26 protein-coding genes and 1 pseudogene are annotated in these 21,163 nt (G+C 67.5%); 15 read left to right on the forward strand and 12 right to left on the reverse strand.

Annotated elements, in window-relative coordinates; translation table 11 throughout:
* Positions 1–7: 7 nt before the first annotated feature.
* Genes LI94_RS06625 through LI94_RS06635 form a run of 3 tightly spaced genes read left to right on the forward strand, consistent with a single transcriptional unit; the run spans position 8 to position 3,416 of the window.
* Positions 8–754 (forward strand): gluconate 2-dehydrogenase subunit 3 family protein, encoded by a 747-nt coding sequence (locus LI94_RS06625; RefSeq protein WP_046300693.1) that lies wholly within the window; start codon positions 8–10, stop codon positions 752–754.
* Complete coding sequence (locus tag LI94_RS06630) at positions 754–2,424, forward strand: GMC family oxidoreductase (protein ID WP_046300694.1); 1,671 nt, start codon at positions 754–756, stop codon at positions 2,422–2,424. Before LI94_RS06625 ends, LI94_RS06630 begins: the two co-directional genes overlap by 1 nt.
* Positions 2,421–3,416, forward strand: coding sequence for an SDR family oxidoreductase (locus LI94_RS06635; protein WP_046300695.1), 996 nt, complete (start codon positions 2,421–2,423; stop codon positions 3,414–3,416). Before LI94_RS06630 ends, LI94_RS06635 begins: the two co-directional genes overlap by 4 nt.
* 20 nt (positions 3,417–3,436) lie before the next feature.
* Here the strand turns inward: LI94_RS06635 and LI94_RS23045 are convergent.
* A pseudogene (locus tag LI94_RS23045) lies at positions 3,437–3,571 on the reverse strand (SDR family oxidoreductase); the annotation flags it as partial.
* A gap of 102 nt (positions 3,572–3,673) precedes the next feature.
* Between LI94_RS23045 and LI94_RS06640 the strand changes: the two are divergent.
* The 9 genes from LI94_RS06640 to LI94_RS06680 all read left to right on the forward strand — a co-directional run bounded on the left by LI94_RS06640 (position 3,674) and on the right by LI94_RS06680 (position 8,905).
* On the forward strand, positions 3,674–4,153 hold the full coding sequence (locus LI94_RS06640) for a universal stress protein (RefSeq protein WP_051190207.1): 480 nt from the start codon (positions 3,674–3,676) through the stop codon (positions 4,151–4,153).
* A 199-nt stretch (positions 4,154–4,352) separates the two neighbouring features.
* Positions 4,353–4,766: a ChaB family protein gene (locus tag LI94_RS06645; protein ID WP_024441500.1), complete on the forward strand. Its 414-nt coding sequence runs from the start codon at positions 4,353–4,355 to the stop codon at positions 4,764–4,766.
* The gene (locus LI94_RS06650) at positions 4,750–5,232 is read left to right on the forward strand and encodes a Na+/H+ antiporter subunit E (protein WP_152664765.1); all 483 of its coding nucleotides are present in this window, start codon (positions 4,750–4,752) and stop codon (positions 5,230–5,232) included. Before LI94_RS06645 ends, LI94_RS06650 begins: the two co-directional genes overlap by 17 nt.
* Positions 5,229–5,483, forward strand: a complete 255-nt coding sequence (locus tag LI94_RS06655) for a monovalent cation/H+ antiporter complex subunit F (RefSeq protein WP_024441498.1) — start codon at positions 5,229–5,231, stop codon at positions 5,481–5,483. Before LI94_RS06650 ends, LI94_RS06655 begins: the two co-directional genes overlap by 4 nt.
* The gene (locus LI94_RS06660; protein ID WP_046300697.1) at positions 5,480–5,773 is read left to right on the forward strand and encodes a monovalent cation/H(+) antiporter subunit G; all 294 of its coding nucleotides are present in this window, start codon (positions 5,480–5,482) and stop codon (positions 5,771–5,773) included. Before LI94_RS06655 ends, LI94_RS06660 begins: the two co-directional genes overlap by 4 nt.
* Positions 5,770–6,021: a hydrogenase subunit MbhD domain-containing protein gene (locus tag LI94_RS06665; protein ID WP_024441496.1), complete on the forward strand. Its 252-nt coding sequence runs from the start codon at positions 5,770–5,772 to the stop codon at positions 6,019–6,021. Before LI94_RS06660 ends, LI94_RS06665 begins: the two co-directional genes overlap by 4 nt.
* On the forward strand, positions 6,018–6,761 hold the full coding sequence (locus tag LI94_RS06670) for an MnhB domain-containing protein (protein ID WP_046300698.1): 744 nt from the start codon (positions 6,018–6,020) through the stop codon (positions 6,759–6,761). The genes LI94_RS06665 and LI94_RS06670 overlap by 4 nt, the downstream gene beginning before the upstream one ends.
* The gene (locus LI94_RS06675; protein WP_046300699.1) at positions 6,758–7,102 is read left to right on the forward strand and encodes a cation:proton antiporter subunit C; all 345 of its coding nucleotides are present in this window, start codon (positions 6,758–6,760) and stop codon (positions 7,100–7,102) included. The genes LI94_RS06670 and LI94_RS06675 overlap by 4 nt, the downstream gene beginning before the upstream one ends.
* A gap of 6 nt (positions 7,103–7,108) precedes the next feature.
* Positions 7,109–8,905 carry a complex I subunit 5 family protein gene (locus tag LI94_RS06680; RefSeq protein ID WP_204368853.1) on the forward strand — a complete coding sequence of 599 codons (1,797 nt, stop codon included), beginning with the start codon at positions 7,109–7,111 and terminating at the stop codon, positions 8,903–8,905.
* Here the strand turns inward: LI94_RS06680 and LI94_RS06685 are convergent.
* Genes LI94_RS06685 through LI94_RS06695 form a run of 3 tightly spaced genes read right to left on the reverse strand, consistent with a single transcriptional unit; the run spans position 8,839 to position 11,079 of the window.
* Positions 8,839–9,597 (reverse strand): metallophosphoesterase, encoded by a 759-nt coding sequence (locus LI94_RS06685; protein ID WP_046300700.1) that lies wholly within the window; start codon positions 9,595–9,597, stop codon positions 8,839–8,841. The two genes, LI94_RS06680 and LI94_RS06685, sit on opposite strands and share 67 nt — an antisense overlap.
* Entirely contained in the window at positions 9,594–10,397 is an 804-nt protein-coding gene (locus tag LI94_RS06690; RefSeq protein WP_046300701.1) for a BON domain-containing protein, read from the reverse strand. Before LI94_RS06690 ends, LI94_RS06685 begins: the two co-directional genes overlap by 4 nt.
* Complete coding sequence (locus LI94_RS06695) at positions 10,390–11,079, reverse strand: HAD family hydrolase (RefSeq protein WP_046300702.1); 690 nt, start codon at positions 11,077–11,079, stop codon at positions 10,390–10,392. Before LI94_RS06695 ends, LI94_RS06690 begins: the two co-directional genes overlap by 8 nt.
* A 100-nt stretch (positions 11,080–11,179) precedes the next feature.
* On the opposite strand from LI94_RS06695, the gene LI94_RS06700 reads away from it, so the two are divergent.
* Positions 11,180–13,306, forward strand: a complete 2,127-nt coding sequence (locus tag LI94_RS06700) for a catalase (protein WP_046300703.1) — start codon at positions 11,180–11,182, stop codon at positions 13,304–13,306.
* Positions 13,307–13,315: 9 nt separating this feature from the next.
* Here the strand turns inward: LI94_RS06700 and LI94_RS06705 are convergent, their stop codons facing one another.
* Positions 13,316–13,753, reverse strand: coding sequence for an STAS domain-containing protein (locus LI94_RS06705; protein ID WP_052739884.1), 438 nt, complete (start codon positions 13,751–13,753; stop codon positions 13,316–13,318).
* 183 nt (positions 13,754–13,936) lie between these two features.
* Entirely contained in the window at positions 13,937–14,932 is a 996-nt protein-coding gene (locus tag LI94_RS06710; protein WP_152664766.1) for an iron-containing redox enzyme family protein, read from the reverse strand.
* A gap of 92 nt (positions 14,933–15,024) precedes the next feature.
* Here LI94_RS06710 and LI94_RS06715 point away from each other — a divergent pair, with 92 nt between their 5' ends.
* Positions 15,025–16,008, forward strand: coding sequence for a TIGR03557 family F420-dependent LLM class oxidoreductase (locus tag LI94_RS06715; protein WP_024441486.1), 984 nt, complete (start codon positions 15,025–15,027; stop codon positions 16,006–16,008).
* A 166-nt stretch (positions 16,009–16,174) separates the two neighbouring features.
* Positions 16,175–16,459 (forward strand): UsfY protein, encoded by a 285-nt coding sequence (locus LI94_RS06720; RefSeq protein ID WP_125078008.1) that lies wholly within the window; start codon positions 16,175–16,177, stop codon positions 16,457–16,459.
* On the opposite strand, the gene LI94_RS24410 is transcribed toward LI94_RS06720, so the two are convergent.
* The 6 genes from LI94_RS24410 to LI94_RS06745 form a co-directional block, all read right to left on the reverse strand.
* A complete protein-coding gene (locus LI94_RS24410) occupies positions 16,373–16,768 on the reverse strand; it encodes a hypothetical protein (RefSeq protein ID WP_081654499.1) in 396 nt (131 codons plus the stop codon). The two genes, LI94_RS06720 and LI94_RS24410, sit on opposite strands and share 87 nt — an antisense overlap.
* Before the next feature lie 7 nt (positions 16,769–16,775).
* Positions 16,776–18,572, reverse strand: a complete 1,797-nt coding sequence (locus LI94_RS06725) for an acetyl/propionyl/methylcrotonyl-CoA carboxylase subunit alpha (RefSeq protein ID WP_046300706.1) — start codon at positions 18,570–18,572, stop codon at positions 16,776–16,778.
* 91 nt (positions 18,573–18,663) lie between these two features.
* Positions 18,664–19,092: a SufE family protein gene (locus LI94_RS06730; RefSeq protein WP_152664767.1), complete on the reverse strand. Its 429-nt coding sequence runs from the start codon at positions 19,090–19,092 to the stop codon at positions 18,664–18,666.
* Positions 19,089–19,991 (reverse strand): sulfurtransferase, encoded by a 903-nt coding sequence (locus tag LI94_RS06735; protein WP_046300708.1) that lies wholly within the window; start codon positions 19,989–19,991, stop codon positions 19,089–19,091. Before LI94_RS06735 ends, LI94_RS06730 begins: the two co-directional genes overlap by 4 nt.
* A gap of 81 nt (positions 19,992–20,072) precedes the next feature.
* On the reverse strand, positions 20,073–20,714 hold the full coding sequence (locus LI94_RS06740; protein WP_046300709.1) for a nucleoside triphosphate pyrophosphatase: 642 nt from the start codon (positions 20,712–20,714) through the stop codon (positions 20,073–20,075).
* Positions 20,715–20,777: 63 nt separating this feature from the next.
* The gene (locus LI94_RS06745) at positions 20,778–21,038 is read right to left on the reverse strand and encodes an acyl-CoA carboxylase subunit epsilon (protein ID WP_046300710.1); all 261 of its coding nucleotides are present in this window, start codon (positions 21,036–21,038) and stop codon (positions 20,778–20,780) included.
* Positions 21,039–21,163 lie beyond the last annotated feature (125 nt).

A 21,163-nucleotide genomic window follows, 5' to 3' on the forward strand; every position in this document is an offset into this window, starting at 1 on the left:
GGTGCCCATGGCGGACACCTCGCGACCCGATCACCTGCCGAATCGGCGGGCAGATCGCCAGCCTCCGCACCCGTCGTGGCTGCCCAAGCAACGCCGCGGAACCACACCGCAGATGATCGGCCGCTACCCGGACTTCGACGTGCTCGAGACGCAAGACAGCTGGGATGCGGCCACCCGGAAGGTAGTGCTGGCCCGGCTGGATCCGCCCGGCCCGCTGCGATTCTTCACCGCCGAGGAGGAACCCACGCTGCGGGCGTTCTGCGACATTGTGCTGGCGCAAGACAGCGAACCTCGCGTTCCGGTGGCCGAGTTCGTCGACGCCAAACTCGCCGACGGGCAACTCGACGGATATCAGTACGCGGACATGCCTGATGATCGCGACACCTGGCATCTGGTGCTCCGCGGCTTGGACGAGGCCGCCAGCGCGCAGTACGGCAAGGCGTCGCTGGCACTGGCCGACGTGCCCAGCCAACTGGCGCTGGTGGGGCAGTTTTCCCGTGGCCAACTGCAGGGCGGAAGTTGGTCACAGCTCAACGTGAACCGGGCCTGGTCGGTGTGCATGCGGATGATGCTGACGGGGTTCTACTCCCATCCATGGGCGTGGAACGAGATCGGTTTCGGGGGGCCGGCCTACCCGCGCGGCTTCATGCGTTTAGGCGGTCCGAGCGGACCGTCGGCGGTGCAGGAACCGTTCGAAACCCGCGGTGCCGTCGCCAAAGACCCGGTGGAACTGGTGCAAGAAGAGGAATCGTAGTGGGCGATTTCTGGCGGGGCCTGCTCAAGGGGTCGCTGGGCCCTCCCGACAACGACTCACGGTTCTTGCTGGACGTGCAGTCGCGCCAACTGCCCGGCGAGAAGACCATGCGCCGCTATGCAACAGACGACGAAGTCGATCTGGTAGTCGTCGGTGCCGGGGCCGGCGGATCGGTGCTGGCGCAGCGCCTGGCACGGGCGGGCTGGCGCGTTGTGATCATCGAAGCGGGCCCGTTCTGGCATCCCGACACCGACTGGGTCTCCGATGAAGCCGGCTCCCACGCGCTGTACTGGACCCAGAAGCGCATCATCGGCGGGGCCGACCCGATCGAGTTGGGCAAGAACAACTCTGGTCGCGGAGTCGGCGGTTCGATGGTGCACTACGCCGGGTACTGCCCTCGGTTCCACCCCAGCGATCTGCGCACCCGCAGCCTCGATGGGGTCGGGGTGGACTGGCCCATCGACTACGAGGACATCCGCCGGCACTACGAGGTGCTGGAGGCCGAACTGCCGGTGGCAGGACAGAACTGGCCCTGGGGCTATCCCCACCGCTACCCGGCGTCGCCGCACCCGGTCTCCGGGGCCGCGTCAAAGCTCTGGGAGGGCGCGCGCAATCTGGGCATCGAGATGCGAGTGGGCCCGGTCGGAATCGTCAACGGCACCTTCGGAAACCGGCCGCACTGCATCTATCGCGGATACTGTCTGCAGGGCTGCAAGGTCAACGCCAAGGCCAGCCCCTATGTCACCCACCTGCCCGATGCGCTGGCCCACGGGGTAGAGATCCGCGCGGAGTGCATGGCTTGCCGGGTGGAGCTCGACGACACCGGGGCAGCTCGCGGTGTCGTCTACTACGACCGTCACGGCACCGAGCACCTGCAACGCGCCAAAGTGGTCGCGTTCGCCTGCTACTCGATCGAAACCCCGCGGCTGCTGCTCAATTCGATCAGCCCTCGGTTTCCGCACGGGTTGGGAAACAACACCGACATGGTGGGGCGCTACGTCATGGTGCAGGGCGCCGCCCAGACCGCGGGCCGCTGGTCGCAGGAGCTGCGGATGTACAAGGCACCGCCGCCGGAGGTGTCCAGCGAACAGTTCTACGAGACCGACGCCGCCCGGGGGTTCGCCCGCGGATTCTCCATCCAGACGGTGTCACCACTGCCCATCGGATGGGCCGAACATGTGCTTGCCGACGGACACTGGGGTCGGGCGCTGCGCGAATACATGCGCGACTACAACCACTGGAGCACGATCGGGGTGCTGAACGAGCTACTGCCACTGCCGGACAACCGGATCACGCTGGCCGATGAAACCGACAGCTACGGCATCCCGGTGGCCCGAATGGACTACACCCGGTGTGACAACGACAAGGCGAACATGGAGTACTCCACCAAAGTGATCACCGACATCCTGCACGCGGCCGGGGCGCAGGACGTGCTGACCATTCAGCGCTACGCCCACCTGATCGGCGGCGCCCGGATGGGGACCGCACCGGAGAATTCTGTCGTCGACGCCGACCACCGGGTCTGGGAGGTGCCCAATCTGTTCATCGCAGACGGCTCGGTGTGTCCGACCCAGGGCTCGGCCAACCCGGCGTTGACGATCATGGCACTGGCCTCCCGGCTCGCCGAGCGTCTGGCCGGGAAGAAACCGACACACAAGGGGGTTCGATGACTCAGACCGTCGTCATCACCGGAGCCAGCGCCGGCATCGGTCGCGCCGTCGCGCAGCTGTACGGCGAGCGCGGAGCCAAGGTGGCGTTACTCGCTCGCGGCGAGGCGGGATTGCGCGGCGCGGCAAGCGATGTCGAACAGGCCGGCGGCGCTGCGCTGGCCATTCCGACCGACGTCGCCGACTATTCGGCCGTCGAAGCCGCCGGCGATCGCGTCGAAGCCGAGTTCGGTCCGATCGACACCTGGATCAACGTCGCCTTCACTTCGGTGTTCGCCCCGTTCACCGAGATCGGGCCCGAGGAGTTCAAACGGGTGACCGAGGTCTGCTATCTCGGCTTCGTCTACGGCACCATGGTGGCGCTGGCGAAGATGAAGCCCCGCGATCACGGCACCATCGTGCAGGTCGGTTCCGCGCTGGGGGAGCGATCCATCCCGCTGCAATCGGCGTACTGCGGAGCCAAACACGCGATCAACGGATTCACCGAGTCAGTGCGGTCTGAACTGCTACACGACGGGTCCCGGGTGAACATCACTATCGTGCAGATGCCGGCGGTCAACACCCCGCAGTTCTCCTGGGTGCTCTCCCGACTGCCCCGGCACCCGCAGCCGGTGCCGCCGATCTACCAACCAGAGCTGGTGGCTCGGACCGTGCTGCGAGCCGCCGCGCGTCCGCGTCACAAGCAGTACTGGGTGGGCGACAGCACCGTGGCCACGCTGCTGGCGCAGAAGTTCGCCGCGCCGCTGCTCGACCGCTACCTGGCCCGCACCGGCTACGACTCGCAACAGACCAGCGAATACATCGACGGCGAGGCGAAGCACAACCTGTGGGAGCCGGTGGACGCCGCCACCGACCATGGGGCGCGCGGGGAGTTCGACGACTCCTCACACGCGCACAGCCCGCAGATCTGGGCGGCCCGGCACCCGGGTCTGGTCGCCGCGACCGCGCTGGGGATGGCCGGAGCCGGCGTACTGGCCGCGCGGCGCCCGCGTTGAGCCGGACGCGTTGAGCTGCCTCAGAAGATGGGCTTGCCTCCAGTGACAGCAATTCGGGCCCCGGAGATGTAGCTGGCGTCGTCAGAGGCAAGCAGCACGTAGGCGGACGCCAGTTCGGCCGGCTGACCGGCGCGGCCCAGCGGCACGTTGACACCAAGCCAGAAACGATGACGCGTAGGGGTTTGACGCAAAGGCGCGATGGCTAATCAGCGCCCACTATGTCTTCGAATACAGCAGGTGCCGGAATAGTCGTCGGAGTGGATGGGTCCGCGGCATCGCGGGCCGCCGTGCGGTGGGGAGCGCAGGAGGCCGAACGCCGTGCGCTACCGCTGACCCTGGTGCACGCCGCCTCCACCCGGTTGTCGCCTCTGATGGCCCGATGGGCGGTGTTCGGCCAGCATGAATTGCCGCACCGGCGCGTCCAACGGATTGTCGATGACGCCGTCGGTGTCGCCACGGACAGCGCTTCGGACGGCGCGCCCGCGCAGCTGAACACCCAAGTGGAGTTCACCGATCCGGTTGACGCGCTGGAGGATTTGTCCCGGCGAGCTGATCTGGTCGTTGTCGGATCGAGCGGCCGTTGGCGGTTGTGGCATCTGCTGTTCGGCTCGGTCGGCGCGGAGCTGACGTCACGCTGCCACTGCCCACTGACCGTACTGGACGAGGACGACTTGGCGCTGCAGCAGCCCTCGGCCGCCTCAGATGCCGCGGGACAGGTCGATCCGACGGGCTGGTGACGGTCGGCCCCGCGCATACCCGCGAAGTACACCGAGATGAATGGGGCACGGCCGGTGAGCAATTGACCCAAGCGTTCAGCATTCACGATTATTCGGCTTGCCTGATCGTCGTGCCGACGAATGTGGACGCCCCCGAAATGGTTGCTCAGCCGTGGCAGGGGGTAACCAACTCCGATCGCAGTCGGTGATTGGAGGTCTCATGCCCAAGACGACGAAGAGCGGCACCGTCAAGCGCGGCGAGTTGCCCAGCACGCTGCAGCGCTCCGGCGCCAAGGCGCAACGCACCTTCGCCAAAGCGCACGACGCCGCCGCCAAGGAGTACGGCAGCGAGCAGCGCGCGCACCGGGTCGCCTATGCGGCGCTCAAGCACAGTTTCGAAAAGGTCGGGGACCATTGGGAGCCCAAAAAGAAGCGCGGCCCGTCGGATAAGCGCGCGGCCGGAGGCGGCCCGAACAACTCCGGACCGTCCGCGGAGGGCGTCGACGCAAACGCCAGCAAGCAGCATCTGCTGGACGTCGCCCGCCGGCTGGACATTCACGGACGATCGACGATGCGGAAATCCGAACTGGTCACGGCGATCAAGAAGCACAACCGCCGTGTCCGCGGTAAATAGCCCGCTGACGGGAGTTTTAGGCGAAACGCTGCTGTGGTGGCTGGCCACCGGCGCGGTGTGGGTGGTGACGCTGACAGCGCGGACCACCCAAGAGTTGTTTACCGCGGCCGTGTGCACGCTGCCGTGTGCGGTGGCTGCCCGCGCCGCACGGCGGGCCAACGGCGGCAACTGGCGGTTTCGGCCGGCATGGCTGCGCTGGGCGCCTGCTGTTGCCAGTGAGCTGCTGGCACAACCGGCCCAGGTGTGGGCCTACGTCCTGATCCCGTCACGGCGTCCGCAGGCGACGGTCGGCTCGGTGACATTGCCCCGGGAGCCGGCAGCGGTGGCGGCCGCCCGCAGTGCTGCCGCAACCATGACGCTGGCCACCACCCCGGGAACAGTGGTGCTCGACGCGGCTGCGCACTCGGTGCGGGTACACCGGGTCGGGCAGCGACCGGGCGCGCTGGAGAGGGTGGTGCAGCGGTGAGCCCGGGCGAGCTGGCCGCACTGGCGCTGCAGGCCGGGGTGTTCATGCCGGGAGTGTGGATGGCCTCGCGAGGTGCACCCCGGCGGCGCTTGGTCGGGCTGGAATTCGCCGGTGTCGGCGCCATTGCCACCTTGATGGTGCTGGCCGCCTCGTGGCACCAGGACTGGACCCTGATCGTTCCACTGGTGTTGGTGCTGATCACCTTTCCCGGAACCTTGGTCTACACCCGGCTGCTGGCGAGCAAGCCATGATCGCCTGGGTGTTGATCTTCGGTGGCGTCTCGGTCATGGCGTGCTGCGCGGTCGGGGCAGCGGCGCTCGGTGCGGTGTTGGACCGGCTGCACCTGCTCAGCGTGGCCACGTCTGTCGGCTTCCCGCTGACCGGGCTGGGGTTGATCGTGCAACGCGGCCTCTCCGAAGCGTCGGTGATGGTCTTGCTGATCACCGCGCTGGTGTTGCTGTCCGCGCCGTTGATGTCGGCGGCCACCGCCCGGCTGACCGCCCACGAAGCCGGTGTGGTGGAAGCCGACTCGCCGTCATGACCACCCTGGTCCTGTTCTCGCTCACGACGGTCGGCATCATCGGGACCATCGTCGCGCTGACCGGCGAGCCGCAGCGGCAGGCGATCATGCTGTCGGTCTTCGGTTTGGCCCTCACGGTCTTGTTCGTGCTGCTGCAGGCGCCCGACGTGGCGTTGTCCCAGTTGCTGATCGGCGGTGTGGTGGTGCCGTTGATGGTGATGCTCACCGTGCGTACGGTGCAGCGCCGGCACCGGGAGATCGGCCGGTGAGCCACGCTGGGCGCACAGCGCTGTTCCTGGCCGGGGCGGCCGGACTGGGGATTCTGCTGGCGCTGGGATTCGCCGACCTGCCCGCGTTCGGGCAGGCGCATCACGTTTACCGCGATCTTGCGGTGCGGGCAGCGTTTTCGCACGCCACCGCCAACGTGGTGGCATCGGTGAACTTCGACCAGCGCGCGCTGGACACGCTCGGTGAGGAGACCATTCTGGTCGCCTCGGTGACCGGTGTGATGGCCCTGCTGCGGCCGGCCGTCGAGGAGCGCGAGTATCACAACTCAGGTCGCCGAACTGCCCTGGAGGCCACCCGGTTCGTCGGATATCTCCTGCTGCCGGTGACCCTGGCGGTGGGCGTCGATGTTGTGGTGCACGGGCATCTCACTCCGGGTGGGGGTTTCCAGGGCGGCGTACTGCTGGCTTCCGGTCTGCACCTGCTCTACATCACCGGAAGCTTCCGGGCGCTGGATCGGCTGCGGCCGGTCAACGTCTTCGACGTCGGGGAGGCGCTGGGCGCAGCAGCGTTCGCCGCGATCGGCGTCACCACACTGATCACCGGCGGAGCATTCCTGCTCAACGTAATGCCGACCGGCACCCGAGGCCAGTTGCTGTCCGCGGGGACGGTACCGCTGCTCAACGCCGCGGTGGGTATCGCGGTGGCGTGCGGCATGACCGTACTGCTGGCGCAGTTCCTGGCCCAGGAGATCACTGTCGCACCACGGCGGGAAGGATCGTGAGCAGCTACATATACGGCGTGGCGGGCTGGCTGGTACTGGTCGGGGCCTTCGGGATCGTGCGCAGCCACAACCTGATTCACGCAGTGGTGTGTCTGTCGGTGGCGCAGTCGGGCACCTACCTGCTGCTGTTGACCGTCGGTTACCAGCATGGCGCGTCGCCGCCGATCTTCGTCGACTCTCCCGGACCGACCGCTGTGGTCGATCCCGTGGTTCAGGCGATGACACTCACCGACATCGTAATTCAGGCCACCGTCACCGCATTGCTTCTGGCACTGGCCATTCAGGTCCACAAGCGCCACCACACCTTGGATCCGGATCAGCTGTCTGCATTGCGGGGCTGAATCACCGTGCCGGCCGCCAACGCCGCGTTGTTGCCACTGCTGTTCGCGGTGCCGATCCTGGCGGCATGTCTGTTGCTGGCGCTGAGCGGCAGGGTGACTCGGTCGGTGGCCAATACGTTGGTGCTGGCGGTCGCGGCGGCCTGCACTGCGGGTGCCGGCTGCGCGTTGGTCGCGGCGTCGGGCCGCACGGTGGTGGCCTGGGTTGGTGACTGGCCCCCGCATTCCGGCCTGGCGGTCGGCATCGCCATGGCCGCCGATCCACTCTCGGCGGGACTGGCGGTGCTGGCCGGCTCCCTGAGCGTGTGCGCGGCGCTCTACAGTCGCCGCGGCCTCGACGAGGCCGGCACGCGCTTCGGCGCGCTGCTGTTGATCTTCCTGGCGGCGATGAACGGCTTCGTGCTGGCATCCGACCTGTTCAACCTGTTCGTGTTCCTCGAGTTGATGGGTGCGGTCGGCTACGCCCTGACCGGCATCAAGATCGAGGATCGCTCGGCGATCCAGGGGGCACTCAACTTCGGGATCATTCAGTCGCTGAGCGCGTGTGTGACCCTGATCGGCATCACCTTGCTCTACGCCCGTGGCGGTCAGTTGGGGATGGCCCAGCTGGGTGCGGCACTGCGCTCGACGTCCGCGGGAGGCCCGCCCGACGCCCTGGTGGTGGCCGCCTTCGTACTGGTGTCGGCGGCACTGCTGGTCAAGGCCGCCATCGTGCCGCTGCACTTCTGGCTGGCCGACGCGCACGCGGTCGCCCCGGCCGGCGTGTGCGTGTTGTTCTCCGGGGTCATGGTCGAGCTGGGCCTCTACGGGCTGTGGCGGGTGTATTGGGAGGTGTTCGCCGGTGTGTTGCCGCCTTCGGTGATCAACCGGGTCTTCGTGGTGGCGGGTGCGCTGACCGCAGCCGTCGGCGCGGTGATGTGCCTGCTGCAGCGCCACCTCAAGCGGCTGCTGGCCTATTCCACCATCGGCCACATGGGGTTGTCGCTGGTGGCCACCGCGACCTTGAGCGCCCACGGGGTGGCCGGTGCGGCGGTCTACCTGGTCGGCCACGCCGGGGCTAAGTCGGCGCTGTTCCTGATAGTGGGGGTGTTGCTGGACCGTCACCACAGCGTCGACGAATGGGAGTTGGCGGGACGCGGCCGGGGCCAGCCGCTGCTGGCGGCCTGCTTCGGCACCGCGGCCGTCGCCCTGGCGGGCCTGCCTCCGTTCGGCACGGCACTCGGCAAGACCCTCTGCGAGGAGGCCGTCGGCAGCGGGTGGGGATCGGCACTGTTCCTGGGGGTTTCGGCACTGACGGGCGGCGCCGTGCTGCGGGCCGGCATCCGTTGTTTCACCGGTATCGGCGGACGAACCGAGCCGTCCGACGACGTGGCCTCCGGGCGCCGCACCCGCGGCGATGAGGAACCCGACACCTGGCTGCGGCGAACACCGCTGAGCATGTATGTGGCGATCGGGTTGCTGCTGGCCGGCTGCCTGGCTGCCGGCCTGCTGCCCGGGGTCGCGCGCGGAGCGCAGAGCGCCGCGGCACGTTTCGTCGAAGCGGGCGCGGTGGCCGCCGCGTCGGGTCCGGGCTGGTCGGTGGCCGGGGCCGGTATGAGCGCCCTTGGCGCGCTCGCGGCGGCGGGAGTGGCGGCCGCCGGGCTGTACCGCTGGACTCCAGCGGTGCGTCGGGCTGCCACCGCTGTTGCCGCACCAGCGCTCAGTGCGTTGCGCGCCGCACACTCCGGGCACGTCGGGGACTACGTCGCGTGGATGTTCGCCGCGCTGGCAGCGCTGGCCGCCGCTATCGGATTGCCGCTGACCTGATACACGCTGTAAGGCGCGCGGAGCAGTGGCCGGGCCACATTGCGTACCGCGACGCCACCGGCGGTGCGGCCCTTCTCGGTTCCGGCGTGGGCGTGACCGTGCACCGCCAGGTCGGCTCCGGATTCGTCGATGGCCTCGGCCAGCAGACACGAGCCCAGAAACGGATAGATCTCCGGTGGCTCGCCGTGCAGCGTGTCGGCGACGGGAGAGTAGTGCAGCAGTGCGATCCGATAGTCCGTGCGCAGTGCGCGCAGACCATCACGCAGCTGATCGGAAGCGGTCTGCGTGGCGCCGACGAACGCCTTCATCTCGGGCTCCCCGAAGGCTGTCGCGCATCTGCCGGCGAAGCCGCCACCGAACCCTTTCACTCCGGCCACGCCGACCCGCTGCCGTTGCACCTCGATGGTGTGGGTCTGGCCTTCCAGGACGGCGATCCCGGCGTCGCGCAGTGCCGCGGTGATCTCGTTCTGCTGATTCTGGTGGTAGTCGTGGTTGCCGAGCACGCACACCACCGGTACCGGGCAGCCCCGCAGTTCGTCGGCGACCACCTGGCCCTCGGCGGCGGTCCCGTGGCGGGTCAGGTCGCCGGCAACCAGCAGCATGTCGGCACGGGCGTCGATGTCGTGCCAGTGCATGGTGCCGCGCGAGTCCTCGCCCAGATGAATGTCACCAACGGCTGCTACCCGAATCACCCGGTCACCTGCTCTGCGGGTTCGAACAGCTGCACCACTTCAATCTCGTTCACCACATTTCGCGCACCCACGATGCGCCGAACAGCCGATTCGATCGTCGCTCGGCGTTGCGGCCCGTTGACCGATCCGGTCAGGCGCACCGAGTCGTCGTTGATCTCGATGCCGATCCCCAGCTCGCCGATCGCGGGGTCTTCGGCGAGCCTCCGCCGTACGACGGCGACCAGATGGGCGGGTGGCTGCGGCCGCTCGATGTGGTCGTCGTCAACGATGGACAGCCCACGCAGCAGGTGGCAGAAGGCCTCGGCGAACGGGGAATTCCGCAGCCGCCGGCGCACTTGCGGCCAATCCACCTGTTCACGCAGGACTCGCGCGACGATGAGAAGCTCGGCGAAATCGCAACGGTGACAGTCCAGCACCGCGAGCTTCTGCACCATCAGTTCGGTGGCGGTGATGACCCGGACGATCACCGACCCGACCTGAATCGGCGGGGCGTTGGAGAGGGTGTCGGCGCTGATCGGGGTCTCGCCGAGGTGATGGATCAGGTCCACCAGCACCTCGCCGTCGAAGACCTTGAGCAGCCAGTCTTCCGGCGGCTGAACCCGTGACATACCGGCCTCGGCGAGCACTATCGCCGCGCGCTCGGCTTCGGACGGTTCGACCAGCAGGTCGATGTCGTGGTGGGAGTGCGGACCGCCACGGGCGTATACCGCCGCGCCGCCGGCCAGGGCGAACGGTACATCGGCGCGATGCAGCGCTCCGACTGCTCGGGTCAGGGTGGCCAGGAACGTGGATTCATCCATGCGCGTCTCGCCCCTCGGCCAAGCCGGCGATCGGCGACTGATCGAGGTGCTCCAGCAGATCCGCGGCGTTGTCGAAAACCGCGGCCGCGCCGGCCGTTTCCAGTTCGTCGCGGGAGACGCCGCCACTGAGCAGACCGATGCTGGGCACTCCCGCGCGCATGCATGCGTGGGCATCCCAAACCGCGTCGCCCACAAAGACGGCGCGCTCCGCCGCTGCACCGACCCGGTCCAGTGCAATCTCGATGATGTCCGGATTCGGTTTCGCGATGTCGACATCGGCCGACGAGGTGACCGCTGCGACAAGGTCGTCGCAGCCAAGCGCTTTGCGCAGCACCGCCAACTCGTCCTCGGGCGCCGAGGTAGCCAGCACCACCGGAAGATCAAGGGCCGCTATGTGTTCCAGCAGCTTCCGGGCGCCCGGTAGCGGCGACAGCAGCGCCGATGACTGTAGGTAGAACTGCGAGTGCAGGTCTTTGAGCCAGCTTCGGACGTCCTCGGGCGCGTCGTCGGAGAGCAGGCGCACCAGCGCGGACCCGTCCATTCCGATGGCCCGGTGAATGCGCCACGACTCCACCTCGAGGTGTAGCTCGTCGAACGCACGCCGCCAGGCGTGTACGTGCAGATAGTTGGAGTCGACCAGGGTGCCGTCAACGTCGAACAACACAGCCGATTGGGCGCTCACGCTCGTCTCCTCTCGCTCGGGGGTGGTCCTGGCCGTTTGCGGATGACCCGGCTGGGATACCCACCCAGGGACTTCCCGAATACTGACGAGAGGAAAAGCGGTGGCTAACGAGGACCGTGACGGCAAGCAGCGACAACTCGACGATTACCGGGTCGACCGGCAGTCCGGATACCTCACGACCCAGCAGGGGGTGCGCGTCGACCACACCGACGACGCGCTGACTGTCGGTGAGCGCGGGCCGACTCTGCTGGAGGACTTTCACGCCCGGGAGAAGATCACCCACTTCGACCATGAGCGGATTCCCGAGCGGGTGGTGCACGCCCGGGGGTCGGGCGCCTACGGCTACTTCGAGCCCTATGACGACTCGCTCGCGCAGTACACCGCGGCGCGGTTTCTGACCACGCCGGGCATCAAGACGCCGGTGTTCGTGCGGTTCTCCACGGTGGCAGGCTCCCGCGGTTCGGCCGACACCGTGCGCGACGTCCGCGGATTCGCCACCAAGTTCTACACCGAGGCGGGCAACTACGATCTGGTGGGCAACAACTTTCCGGTGTTCTTCATCCAGGACGGCATCAAGTTCCCGGATTTCGTGCATGCGGTGAAACCCGAGCCGGACAACGAGATTCCGCAGGCCCAGTCCGCGCACGACACGCTGTGGGACTTTGTCTCGTTGCAGCCCGAGACGCTGCACGCCATTATGTGGCTGATGTCGGACCGCGCCCTGCCGCGCAGCTACCGGATGATGCAGGGCTTCGGCGTGCACACCTTCCGTTTCGTGAATTCAAGCGGCGAGGGGACGTTCGTGAAGTTCCACTGGAAGCCAAAGCTGGGTGTGCATTCGCTGATCTGGGACGAATGCCAGAAGATCGCCGGCAAGGATCCCGACTTCAACCGTCGCGATCTGTGGGACGCCATCGAGGCCGGTCAGTACCCGGAATGGGAACTCGGTGTCCAGTTGGTTGCAGAAGACGACGAGTTCAAGTTCGACTTCGACCTGTTGGACGCCACCAAAATCATTCCCGAAGAACAGGTTCCGGTACGCCCGGTGGGTAGGATGGTGCTCAATCGCAACCCGGAGAACTTCTTCGCCGAAACCGAGCAGGTGGCCTTCTGCACGGCCAATCTGGTACCGGGAATCGACTTCACCAATGACCCGTTGCTGCAGTTCCGTAACTTCTCCTACCTGGACACGCAGCTGATCCGGCTCGGCGGACCGAACTTCGCCCAGCTGCCGGTCAACCGGCCGGTGGCCCCGGTGCACAACAACCAGCACGACGGCTACAGCCAACACGCGATTCCGCGGGGGAAGTCCAGTTACTACAAGAACTCGGTGGGCGGTGGCTGCCCAGCTTTGGCCGACGAGGGCGTGTTCCGGCATTACACCGAGAAGGTGGACGGGGCCAAGATCCGCAAGCGCGCCGCGAGCTTCGAGAACCACTACAGCCAGGCGCGGATGTTCTACCGCAGCATGTCGGCGCCCGAGGCGAAGCACATCGTCGCGGCCTACGCCTTTGAACTGGGGAAATGCGAAACCGTTGAGATCCGGCAGCGCACCGTCGAACAGCTCAACTTGGTCGACCACGACCTGGCGCGGCAGGTGGCCGCGAAACTGGGCCTGGCCGCACCCGAAGAGCAGCCCGTCGACGAGGTGGTGCTCTCACCGGCGCTCTCGCAGCTGACGGATGCCGGCACCCCCGCAGGCGAGGAGGCGCCCGGCATCGACAGCCGCAAGATCGCGGTGCTGGCCGCTGACGGCGTGGACGTGGTGGGCGTCGAACGGTTCGTCGCCGCGATGCGGGAACGCGGCGCGATCGCCGAAGTGCTGGCGCCCATCGCCGGTGGCGAATTGACCGGCGGCTCCGGTGGCCGGTTGAGTGTCGACCGAGCCTTCACCACGATGGCGTCGGTGCTCTACGACGCGGTGGTCGTGCCGTGCGGACCCGACGCGGTGCAAACGCTCTCCGGCGACGGGTATGCGGTGCATTTCGTCACGGAGGCTTACAAACACCTCAAGGTGGTCGGGGCGTTCGGGGCGGGAGTGGACTTGTTGCCCAAGGCGGGCGTGTCCGAGCGACCGGCCGAGGACACCGCGGTCGTCGTCGCCTCCGGCGTGGTGACGACGACGGCCGCGGCTGATGACCTCAATGACGAGTTCTTCGACGCGTTCGCCGCTGCACTCGCCGAGCACCGGGTCTGGAACCGCACTGCGGACGCGGTTCCTGCTTAGCTCCCTAGATCACGGCACCAGGTGCAGCGGTCGGCCGGACCGCTGCACCTCAGTCAAGGCGTCCGTCAGCGAGTCCACCAGCGGAAGCCGCGAGTGTGGATCGCAGATCCGCAGCAAGGTGGTCAATGCGGGGCTCGGGACCACCTTCAGTTTGGTCTGCGTGCTGGAACACTGCGCGCTGATCGACTGAAGAGCTGAAAACCCGCTGGTTCCAATGAAAGTCAGTTCGGACAGGTCCACCACCAGCCATTCGCAGCACTCGGCGCAGTGCTTGGCATAGTCGGCGAATGGGATGGCATTGGCCGCGTCGATCTCACCGTTCACGGTGACGACGGCTCCGGCGCGGCCCCAATGCACAGTGAATTTGGCGGTGTGATTGTGCCAAACCTGGGTGGCTTCCGTTGCGGGAGTGGCGAAAGCGTTCTGAGTAACCTTGCTGATCATCATGTTGTGGCTCCATCAGTCGACGAATCGTGCTGTTGGATCACGTCACTTCCGGGACTGCGTTACGCGGTGACGTTTCACTGCGGCTGTGAGCTCAACCGGAGGAACCAGACATTACCCAGTACCGATTCGATTGGCAAAGAGGTGCTCGACAATTTCTGGAAAATCCCAGTGAAACCTTAATTTTTAGTTCGTCAGTAGCGATGAACGTCCGGCTGACCAGGCCGAGGTCATCACGTCGGCAAGCCGATTTTCCACGGTGTCAAGAGCTCGCATACCGAACACGACATCAGTCTCCAAATGCGGAGTGCGGTCCAACAGGCTGCCGATCACGTCGGTGCGCACCACCTGTTCGTGCACGGCATCGGCCTCGACGTGCTCGGCGTAGAACGCCACGCACGGCTCCGGTGCGCCCATCCGCCGCAGCGCCGCGACCAGGCGGCTCGAGCCGGGAGGGGAGGTGATCTCGGTGGCGGCGAAGTGGCCGGCGGCCGCACCCCGCCAGCGGCGATGCAGCCCGAACAGCGACATCAGATTCACCACCGCCAGCGACTCGGCGGGGACCACGTCGAGGTAGGCCAGGTAGCCGGCATCCAGCCCGGCAGCGGTGAGCAGGTCGGCGAAGAGCTGCTGGTGCACCCGCGCCCCCTGTCCCGCGCCGTACTCGTCGAATTCGACCGCGACGAACGACGCCTTGGCCTGGCCGGTCAGGCGCGGGATGATCCAGGCGTGCGGATCGCCCTCCTTGAGGTGGTAAAGCGATCGGTGGATGAAGTATTCGCGGGCCTGCTCCCAGGTTCCGTGATCACGCAGATACCACGACGGGCCGGTCCCGCGCACGGGCTCGGTTGCCGCGGCGTCCATTTCGGCAGCGGCCGTCGCTTCCGGCGGAATCACTCCGACATCGTGACGCACCCGGTCGAGGAACACCTGTTCGAGTTGCCGGCGTAACCCCAACAGGGTGACGTCCCACTCCCAGTCCGGGTTCACGCCGGCGAACCCGCGGTAGTGCAACTCGTAGCAGACGTAGAGCGCCAGTTGCAGGTCGCGGCCATACGGATCGGCTTCGCGGGCCGGGGGGAGGAAATCGTGGGCCGTGTCAGGGGACTGCCGTAACAGGCCGCACACCGCCTCGGACAACGGCCCGCACGCGGCGGGCAGACGAGGTTCGGTGTGGATCATTGCCGTGGTCACGCTTGCGGGTACCCGCCAGCCCGGCTGCGCCAAACGGCACCGTGCCGTTTCGGTGCTCAGCCGTTGGGTATTCCGGCAGCATGACACGCTTCGGCTACACCCTGATGACCGAGCAGAGCGGGCCCGCAGAGTTGGTCGGCTACGCCGTTGCCGCCGAAGAACGCGGTTTCGACTTCGCCGTGTGCAGCGATCATTTCTCACCGTGGCTGGCGTCGCAGGGCCACGCCCCCAACGCCTGGGCGCTGCTGGGCGCGGTTGCGCACGCCACTCAAGAGATAGGTCTGTACAGCTACGTCACCTGTCCGACTATGCGGTATCACCCGGCGATCGTGGCCCAGCAGGCGGCCACGGTGCAGATCCTGGCCGAAGGCCGGTTCACCCTGGGGCTGGGCAGCGGGGAGAACCTCAACGAGCACATCGTGACCGGAGCCGGTTGGCCGAACGTAGCGCGCAGACAGGCCATGCTCGGAGAAGCCATCAAGATCATCCGTGAGCTGCTGATGGGGGAGACGGTCGACCACCACGGCGAATACTTCCAAGTCGACCAGGCGCGGCTGTGGGACCTACCCGACATCCCGGTCGCCTTGGCCGTCGCGATGTCGGGACCCAAGGGCGTCGACCGATTCGCTGCGGCCGCCGATCACCTGATCGCGGTGCAGCCCGACCGCGACCTGGTCCAGTCCTGGCACGCCGCACGGCAGGCGGCCGGACTGGCCGGCGGGCGAGTCGTCGGGCAGCTACCGGTGTGCTGGGATCCCGACCGGGATAAGGCAATACAGCGCGCTCACCGGCAGTTCCGTTGGTTCGGCGGCGGCTGGTCGGTCAATTCCGAGCTGCCGACACCCGCTGCGTTCGCGGCCGCCACCCGCTATGTTCAGCCGCGTGACGTGGCCGGGGCCATTGCCTGCGGGCCGGAACTGGACGCAATCGTCGACGCCGTCGGTGCCTACCGAGAAGCCGGCTTCACCGACATCGCGCTGATCCAGATCGGTGGGGAGACCCAGGAGGCTTTCCTCAAGGAGGCGGCAGAGCCGCTGCTGGCGGCGCTGCGCGACGCACCATGACGGCGACTGCGAGCGCGGCGGAGCCGGGTGATGCAGGTCGCCGCCATCAGCGCAGCGGCGACTGCGAGCGCGGCGGAGCCGGGTGATGCAGGTCGCCGCCATCGGCGCAGCGGCGACTGCGATCGCGGCGGGTTTCGGGTTGAAACGCCGAGGGTACAAGGGCTTCATGAGCGAGATCAGCGACACCGACGAGGGAATCGATCAGAGGCGTACGACCCAGCCGCGGGCCGGGTTGGTGTTCAAGGACCGCCGTGAGTTGCCGGGCTTGGGCATGCTGCTGATGGCAGCACTGGCATTGGTGGGTTTCATGAGCGCTGCCGCGCAGCGCGACGCCGGGTGGACACTGGGCTTCGGGATCGCGGTTCTAGCGCTGGCGGTCGGCGGTTTGACCTGGATTTTCGTCGGGCGCAACCGGACCACCCAGGCCGGTCATCACCGGCGTCAGACCTAACGCGCCCGCAGCGAAACGGGACACCGCCTGCGTCCCGGTCGCTGCGGCCTGGCTGTGACCTGGCCGGTGCCGACTGGCGATCTCGCCGGAGGCGGGATCCAGCGTCGCCTCGGCCAACAGTTCGCCCGTCGTCGGCTCGCAGACCGCCCAGAGATAGCGTGAGTCGTCTGCCCAGCCGGAGGCGGCCTTCGCGACGTAGTCCGGGTCGGTCTCGCCCAGATCGGCCAGGTTCGGACGGTCGTCGACGCGGTCATCAGCCCGTGGCATCCGCAGATACCACGGGCCGGCGTTGATCTCGACGGGTTCTATGAGACGGTTACTTGATCTCGCAGAGCACGGTGCCCTGGGTGATCGCCGAGCCGGCCTCAGCGGACAGACCGGTGATGACACCGTCCTTGTGCGCGGTGACCGGGTTCTCCATCTTCATGGCTTCGAGGACCACGACCAGGTCACCAGCGGCGACCTCCTGGCCCTCATCGACGGCCACCTTCACCACGGTGCCCTGCATGGGCGCCGTCACGGCGTCGCCGGATGCTGCTGCACCGCCGTGCGCGCCACGCTTGCGGGCCTTGGGCTTCTTGCGGATCGCGCCGGCGGCACCGCCGCCACCGCCGCCGCCCAGGGCCAGATCGCCCGGCAGGGACACCTCGAGGCGGCGACCGCCGACCTCGACGACCACCTTCTGGCGCGGCTGGACGTCGTCCTCGTCGAGAGGCTCACCGCCGGTGAAGGGTTCGATGTTGTTCTCGAACTCGGTCTCAATCCAGCGGGTATGGACGGTGAAGCCGTTCTCGTCACCGACGAACGCCGGGTCGCGCACCACCACACGGTCGAACGGGATGACCGTGGCCAGCCCCTCCACGTGGAACTCGTCCAGGGCGCGCCGGGCGCGCTCCAAGGCCTCGGTCCGGGTCGCGCCGGTGACGATCAGCTTGGCCAGCATCGAGTCGAACTGGCCGCCGATCACCGAACCGGTCTCCACGCCGGAGTCCATCCGGATGCCGGGGCCGGTCGGCGGGTCGAAGCGGGTCACCGGTCCGGGCGCGGGCAGGAAGCCGCGGCCGGCGTCCTCGCCGTTGATGCGGAACTCGATGGAGTGACCGCGCGGCGCCGGGTCTTCGGTGATGTCCAGGGCTTCACCGTTGGCGATCCGGAACTGCTCACGGACCAGGTCGATACCCGAGGTCTCCTCGGTGACCGGGTGTTCCACCTGCAGTCGGGTGTTGACCTCCAGGAAGCTGATCAGACCGTCCTGGCCGACCAGGTACTCCACGGTGCCTGCGCCGTAATAGCCGGCCTCCTTGCAGATCCGCTTGGCGGACTCGTGGATCTCCTTGCGCTGCGCGTCGGTCAGGAACGGCGCCGGGGCCTCCTCGACCAGCTTCTGGAAGCGGCGCTGCAGCGAGCAGTCGCGGGTGCCCGCGACGACGACGTTGCCGTGCTGGTCGGCAATGACCTGGGCCTCGACGTGGCGCGGCTTGTCCAGGTAACGCTCCACGAAGCACTCGCCGCGACCGAAGGCCGCAATCGCCTCACGGGTGGCCGACTCGAACAGTTCGGGAATCTCTTCGAGCGTGCGCGCCACCTTCATGCCGCGACCGCCACCGCCGAACGCGGCCTTGATGGCCACCGGAACACCGTGCTCCTTGGCGAAGGCCACCACCTCGTCGGCGTCCTTGACCGGGTCCGGGGTGCCGGGCACCAGGGGAGCCTTGGCGCGGGCGGCGATGTGGCGCGCGGTGACCTTGTCGCCGAGGTCGCGGATCGACTGCGGGCTCGGCCCGATCCAGATCAGCCCGGCGTCGATCACGGCCTGGGCGAAGTCGGCGTTCTCGGAGAGGAAGCCGTACCCGGGGTGAATCGCGTTGGCGCCCGACTGGGCGGCGGCGTCGAGAATCTTCTCGAACACCAAGTACGACTCGGCCGAGGTCTGCCCACCCAGGGCGAAAGCCTCGTCGGCGAGCCGGACGTGCGGTGCGTCGGCGTCGGGTTCGGCGTACACGGCCACGCTGGCCAATCCGGCATCGCGCGCGGCGCGGATCACCCGGACTGCGATCTCCCCGCGGTTGGCGACGAGCACCTTGGAGATCTTCGAGCTGGCATGGTTCGCCACTGGCCCTCCTGATGGCATGTTTAAGAAATGTCTTTAAGAATCTAGCTTCAGGCAGTGTAAAGCGCGACCGCTGAACCTGTTCCAGTGCCCCTTATGCGGCGCGTAAATGCCGCTTGATGCGGGTCAACATGGCGGACATACCTCGCAGGCGCAACGGGCTGATCAGTGCGGCCAATCCGAGCCGAGACGCGAAATCCTCCGGCACGCCCAAAATGACGTCGGCCGGTTCGCCGTCGAGGCCGGCGGCCCAGATCGATGCGAAGCCGCGCGTCGTCGGCGCCTCGCGGGGCGCGCTGAAATACAGCCGTACCCGCTGCGGGTCGGCGGCATCGACATGCAGGAACAACGGTGACTGGCACTCCGGTACCGGTTCCATGGCTGACTCGGTCAGGTCGTCGGGCAGCTCGGGCAGGTCATCGGCGAATTCGATCAACAGCTTGAGCTTGTCCTGGCCTTCGACGTCGGCGAAGTCGGACACCACCTGCGCCAATCTTTCCGGCAGGCTCATCAGCCGGCTCAGCCCGCCCCGGCCCCTGGGACCGGACCTGGTTCGGGGCCGTCGACGATAGGCACCCGCACGGTGTTGCCCCACTCGGTCCAGGAGCCGTCGTAGTTGCGGACGTCGTCGAGGCCGAGCAGGTGGGTCAGAACGAACCAGGTGTGGCTGGAGCGTTCTCCGATGCGGCAGTAAGCGATCGGCTGGTCCCCGGGCTTCAGAAAGGCGTAGAGCCGTTCCAATTCCTCGCGCTTGCGGAACCGGCCGGCGTCGTCGGCCGCCTTGCTCCATGGCACTGAGACGGCAGTGGGGATGTGACCCCCGCGCAGCACACCCTCCTCCGGGTACTCCGGCATGTGGGTGCGCTCGCCGGTGTACTCCTGCGGCGAGCGCACGTCGATCAGCGGCACGTGGCCGATGCTGGCCAGCACATCGTCCTTGTACGCCCGGATAGGAGCGTCGTTGCGCTGGACGACGGGGTAGCCGGTGGTGGTCTTCGACGGCACGTCCAGCGTGGTTTCGCGGCCCGAGGACACCCACAGGTCGCGCCCGCCGTCGAGCAGTCGCACGTCTTCGTGACCGAACAGGGTGAACACCCACAGCGCGTAGGCGGCCCACCAGTTGGACTTGTCGCCGTAGATCACCACGGTGTCGTCGCGGGAGATGCCCTTGCGGTTCATCAGGTCGGCGAACTGCTCGCCGGTGATGTAGTCGCGGACCGGGGAATCGTTGAGATCGGTGACCCAGTCGATCTTGACCGCGGTGGGGATGTGGCCGATGTCGTAGAGCAAGACATCCTCGTCGGACTCCACCACGACGAGGCCGGGTGTGCCCAGGTTGCCCGCGAGCCAGTCGGCTGTCACCAACCGTTCCGGGTGAGCGTAGGACTGCAGGGCGGGCGTGGGGTCGGCAGGAACTGGCACGAGGCCGAGCCTACCGGTCGGTAACCGTGGTGCCACTCCTGTGGCCGGAAATCCTCCGGTGTCAGGTGTTCGTGACCTGGCTCAGGTGACCGGGTTGGCCGCCCACAGCGCCGCGACCGAGAGTCCGACTGTGCGCAGCAGCCGGCGCAGCATGGGCAGGCTGATACCGATGACGCTGGAGGGGTCGCCGTCGACGCCGTCGACGAACCAGCCCCCCAAGCCGTCCAGGGTGAAGCCGCCGGCGACCCGCAGTGGCTCGCCGCTGGCCAGGTAGGCCTCCAGGTCGTCGTCATCCGGTCGGCCGAAGCGCACTGTAGTCACGGCGGTTTCGGTGATCTGATGAGTGATCTCGTTGTCGCGCAACCGGATCAGACTGTGGCCGGTGTGCAGCTGCCCGGAACTTCCGGCCATCTCGCTCCAGCGGATCCGGGCCGCATCGAGCGTCGGGGGCTTGCCGCACAGCTTGCCGTCGATGTAGAGCATCGAATCGCAGCCGATCACAACGCAATCGGCGCTCACCGGAGGCTGCAGCAGCGAGGCGACATGCTCCGCTTTGGCGGCGGCCAGGGCGCCGGTCACGGCATCCGGGGACGCGGTGGCGGGAAGAGCGGCCATGACGGCTTCCTCGTCGACGCCGGAGACCACCACCAACGGGTCGATCCCGGCGCCGCGCAGGACGGCCAACCGGCCCGTGGAGGCCGAGCCGAGAACCAGTCGCGTCACCGACGGTGCTTTCGGCGCCGGATCTTCGCCGCCGTACGGGGGCTCGGCCTCGTCACCGGCTGGTCACCGGCGCATGTGGGTGCGTTCCAGCAACGTGATCCGCTGCCAGCTGAACAGCGGCAGCCGTAGCTTGTCGACCGGGTGGCCCCACATATTGCGGTCCCGCGGACCGGCTTCGGCACTCGCGCCGCCTGCCGTACCGAGCACCGCGACCAGCGCCGCGATCTCGGCGTCGGTGGGGTTGCCCCGCAACACCTTGATGAGCGGCTCGGCCGCCACCGGAGTCTCCTCGACCGCGGTGGTCGCTTCGTTCTCTTCGCTCACAGCCTCGCTCCGCTCTCTTGGCTCAACGGAGCTGTACTGCTCGCGTCACTCGTGTCATTCGCTGCGCTCACTCCACTCGTTCCGCTCACGGTGCCTTCGCTGCTCGCGTCACTCGTGTCATTCGC

The organism is Mycobacterium sp. UM_Kg27 (assembly GCF_000972905.1).
In the GTDB taxonomy this organism is placed as follows: domain Bacteria; phylum Actinomycetota; class Actinomycetes; order Mycobacteriales; family Mycobacteriaceae; genus Mycobacterium.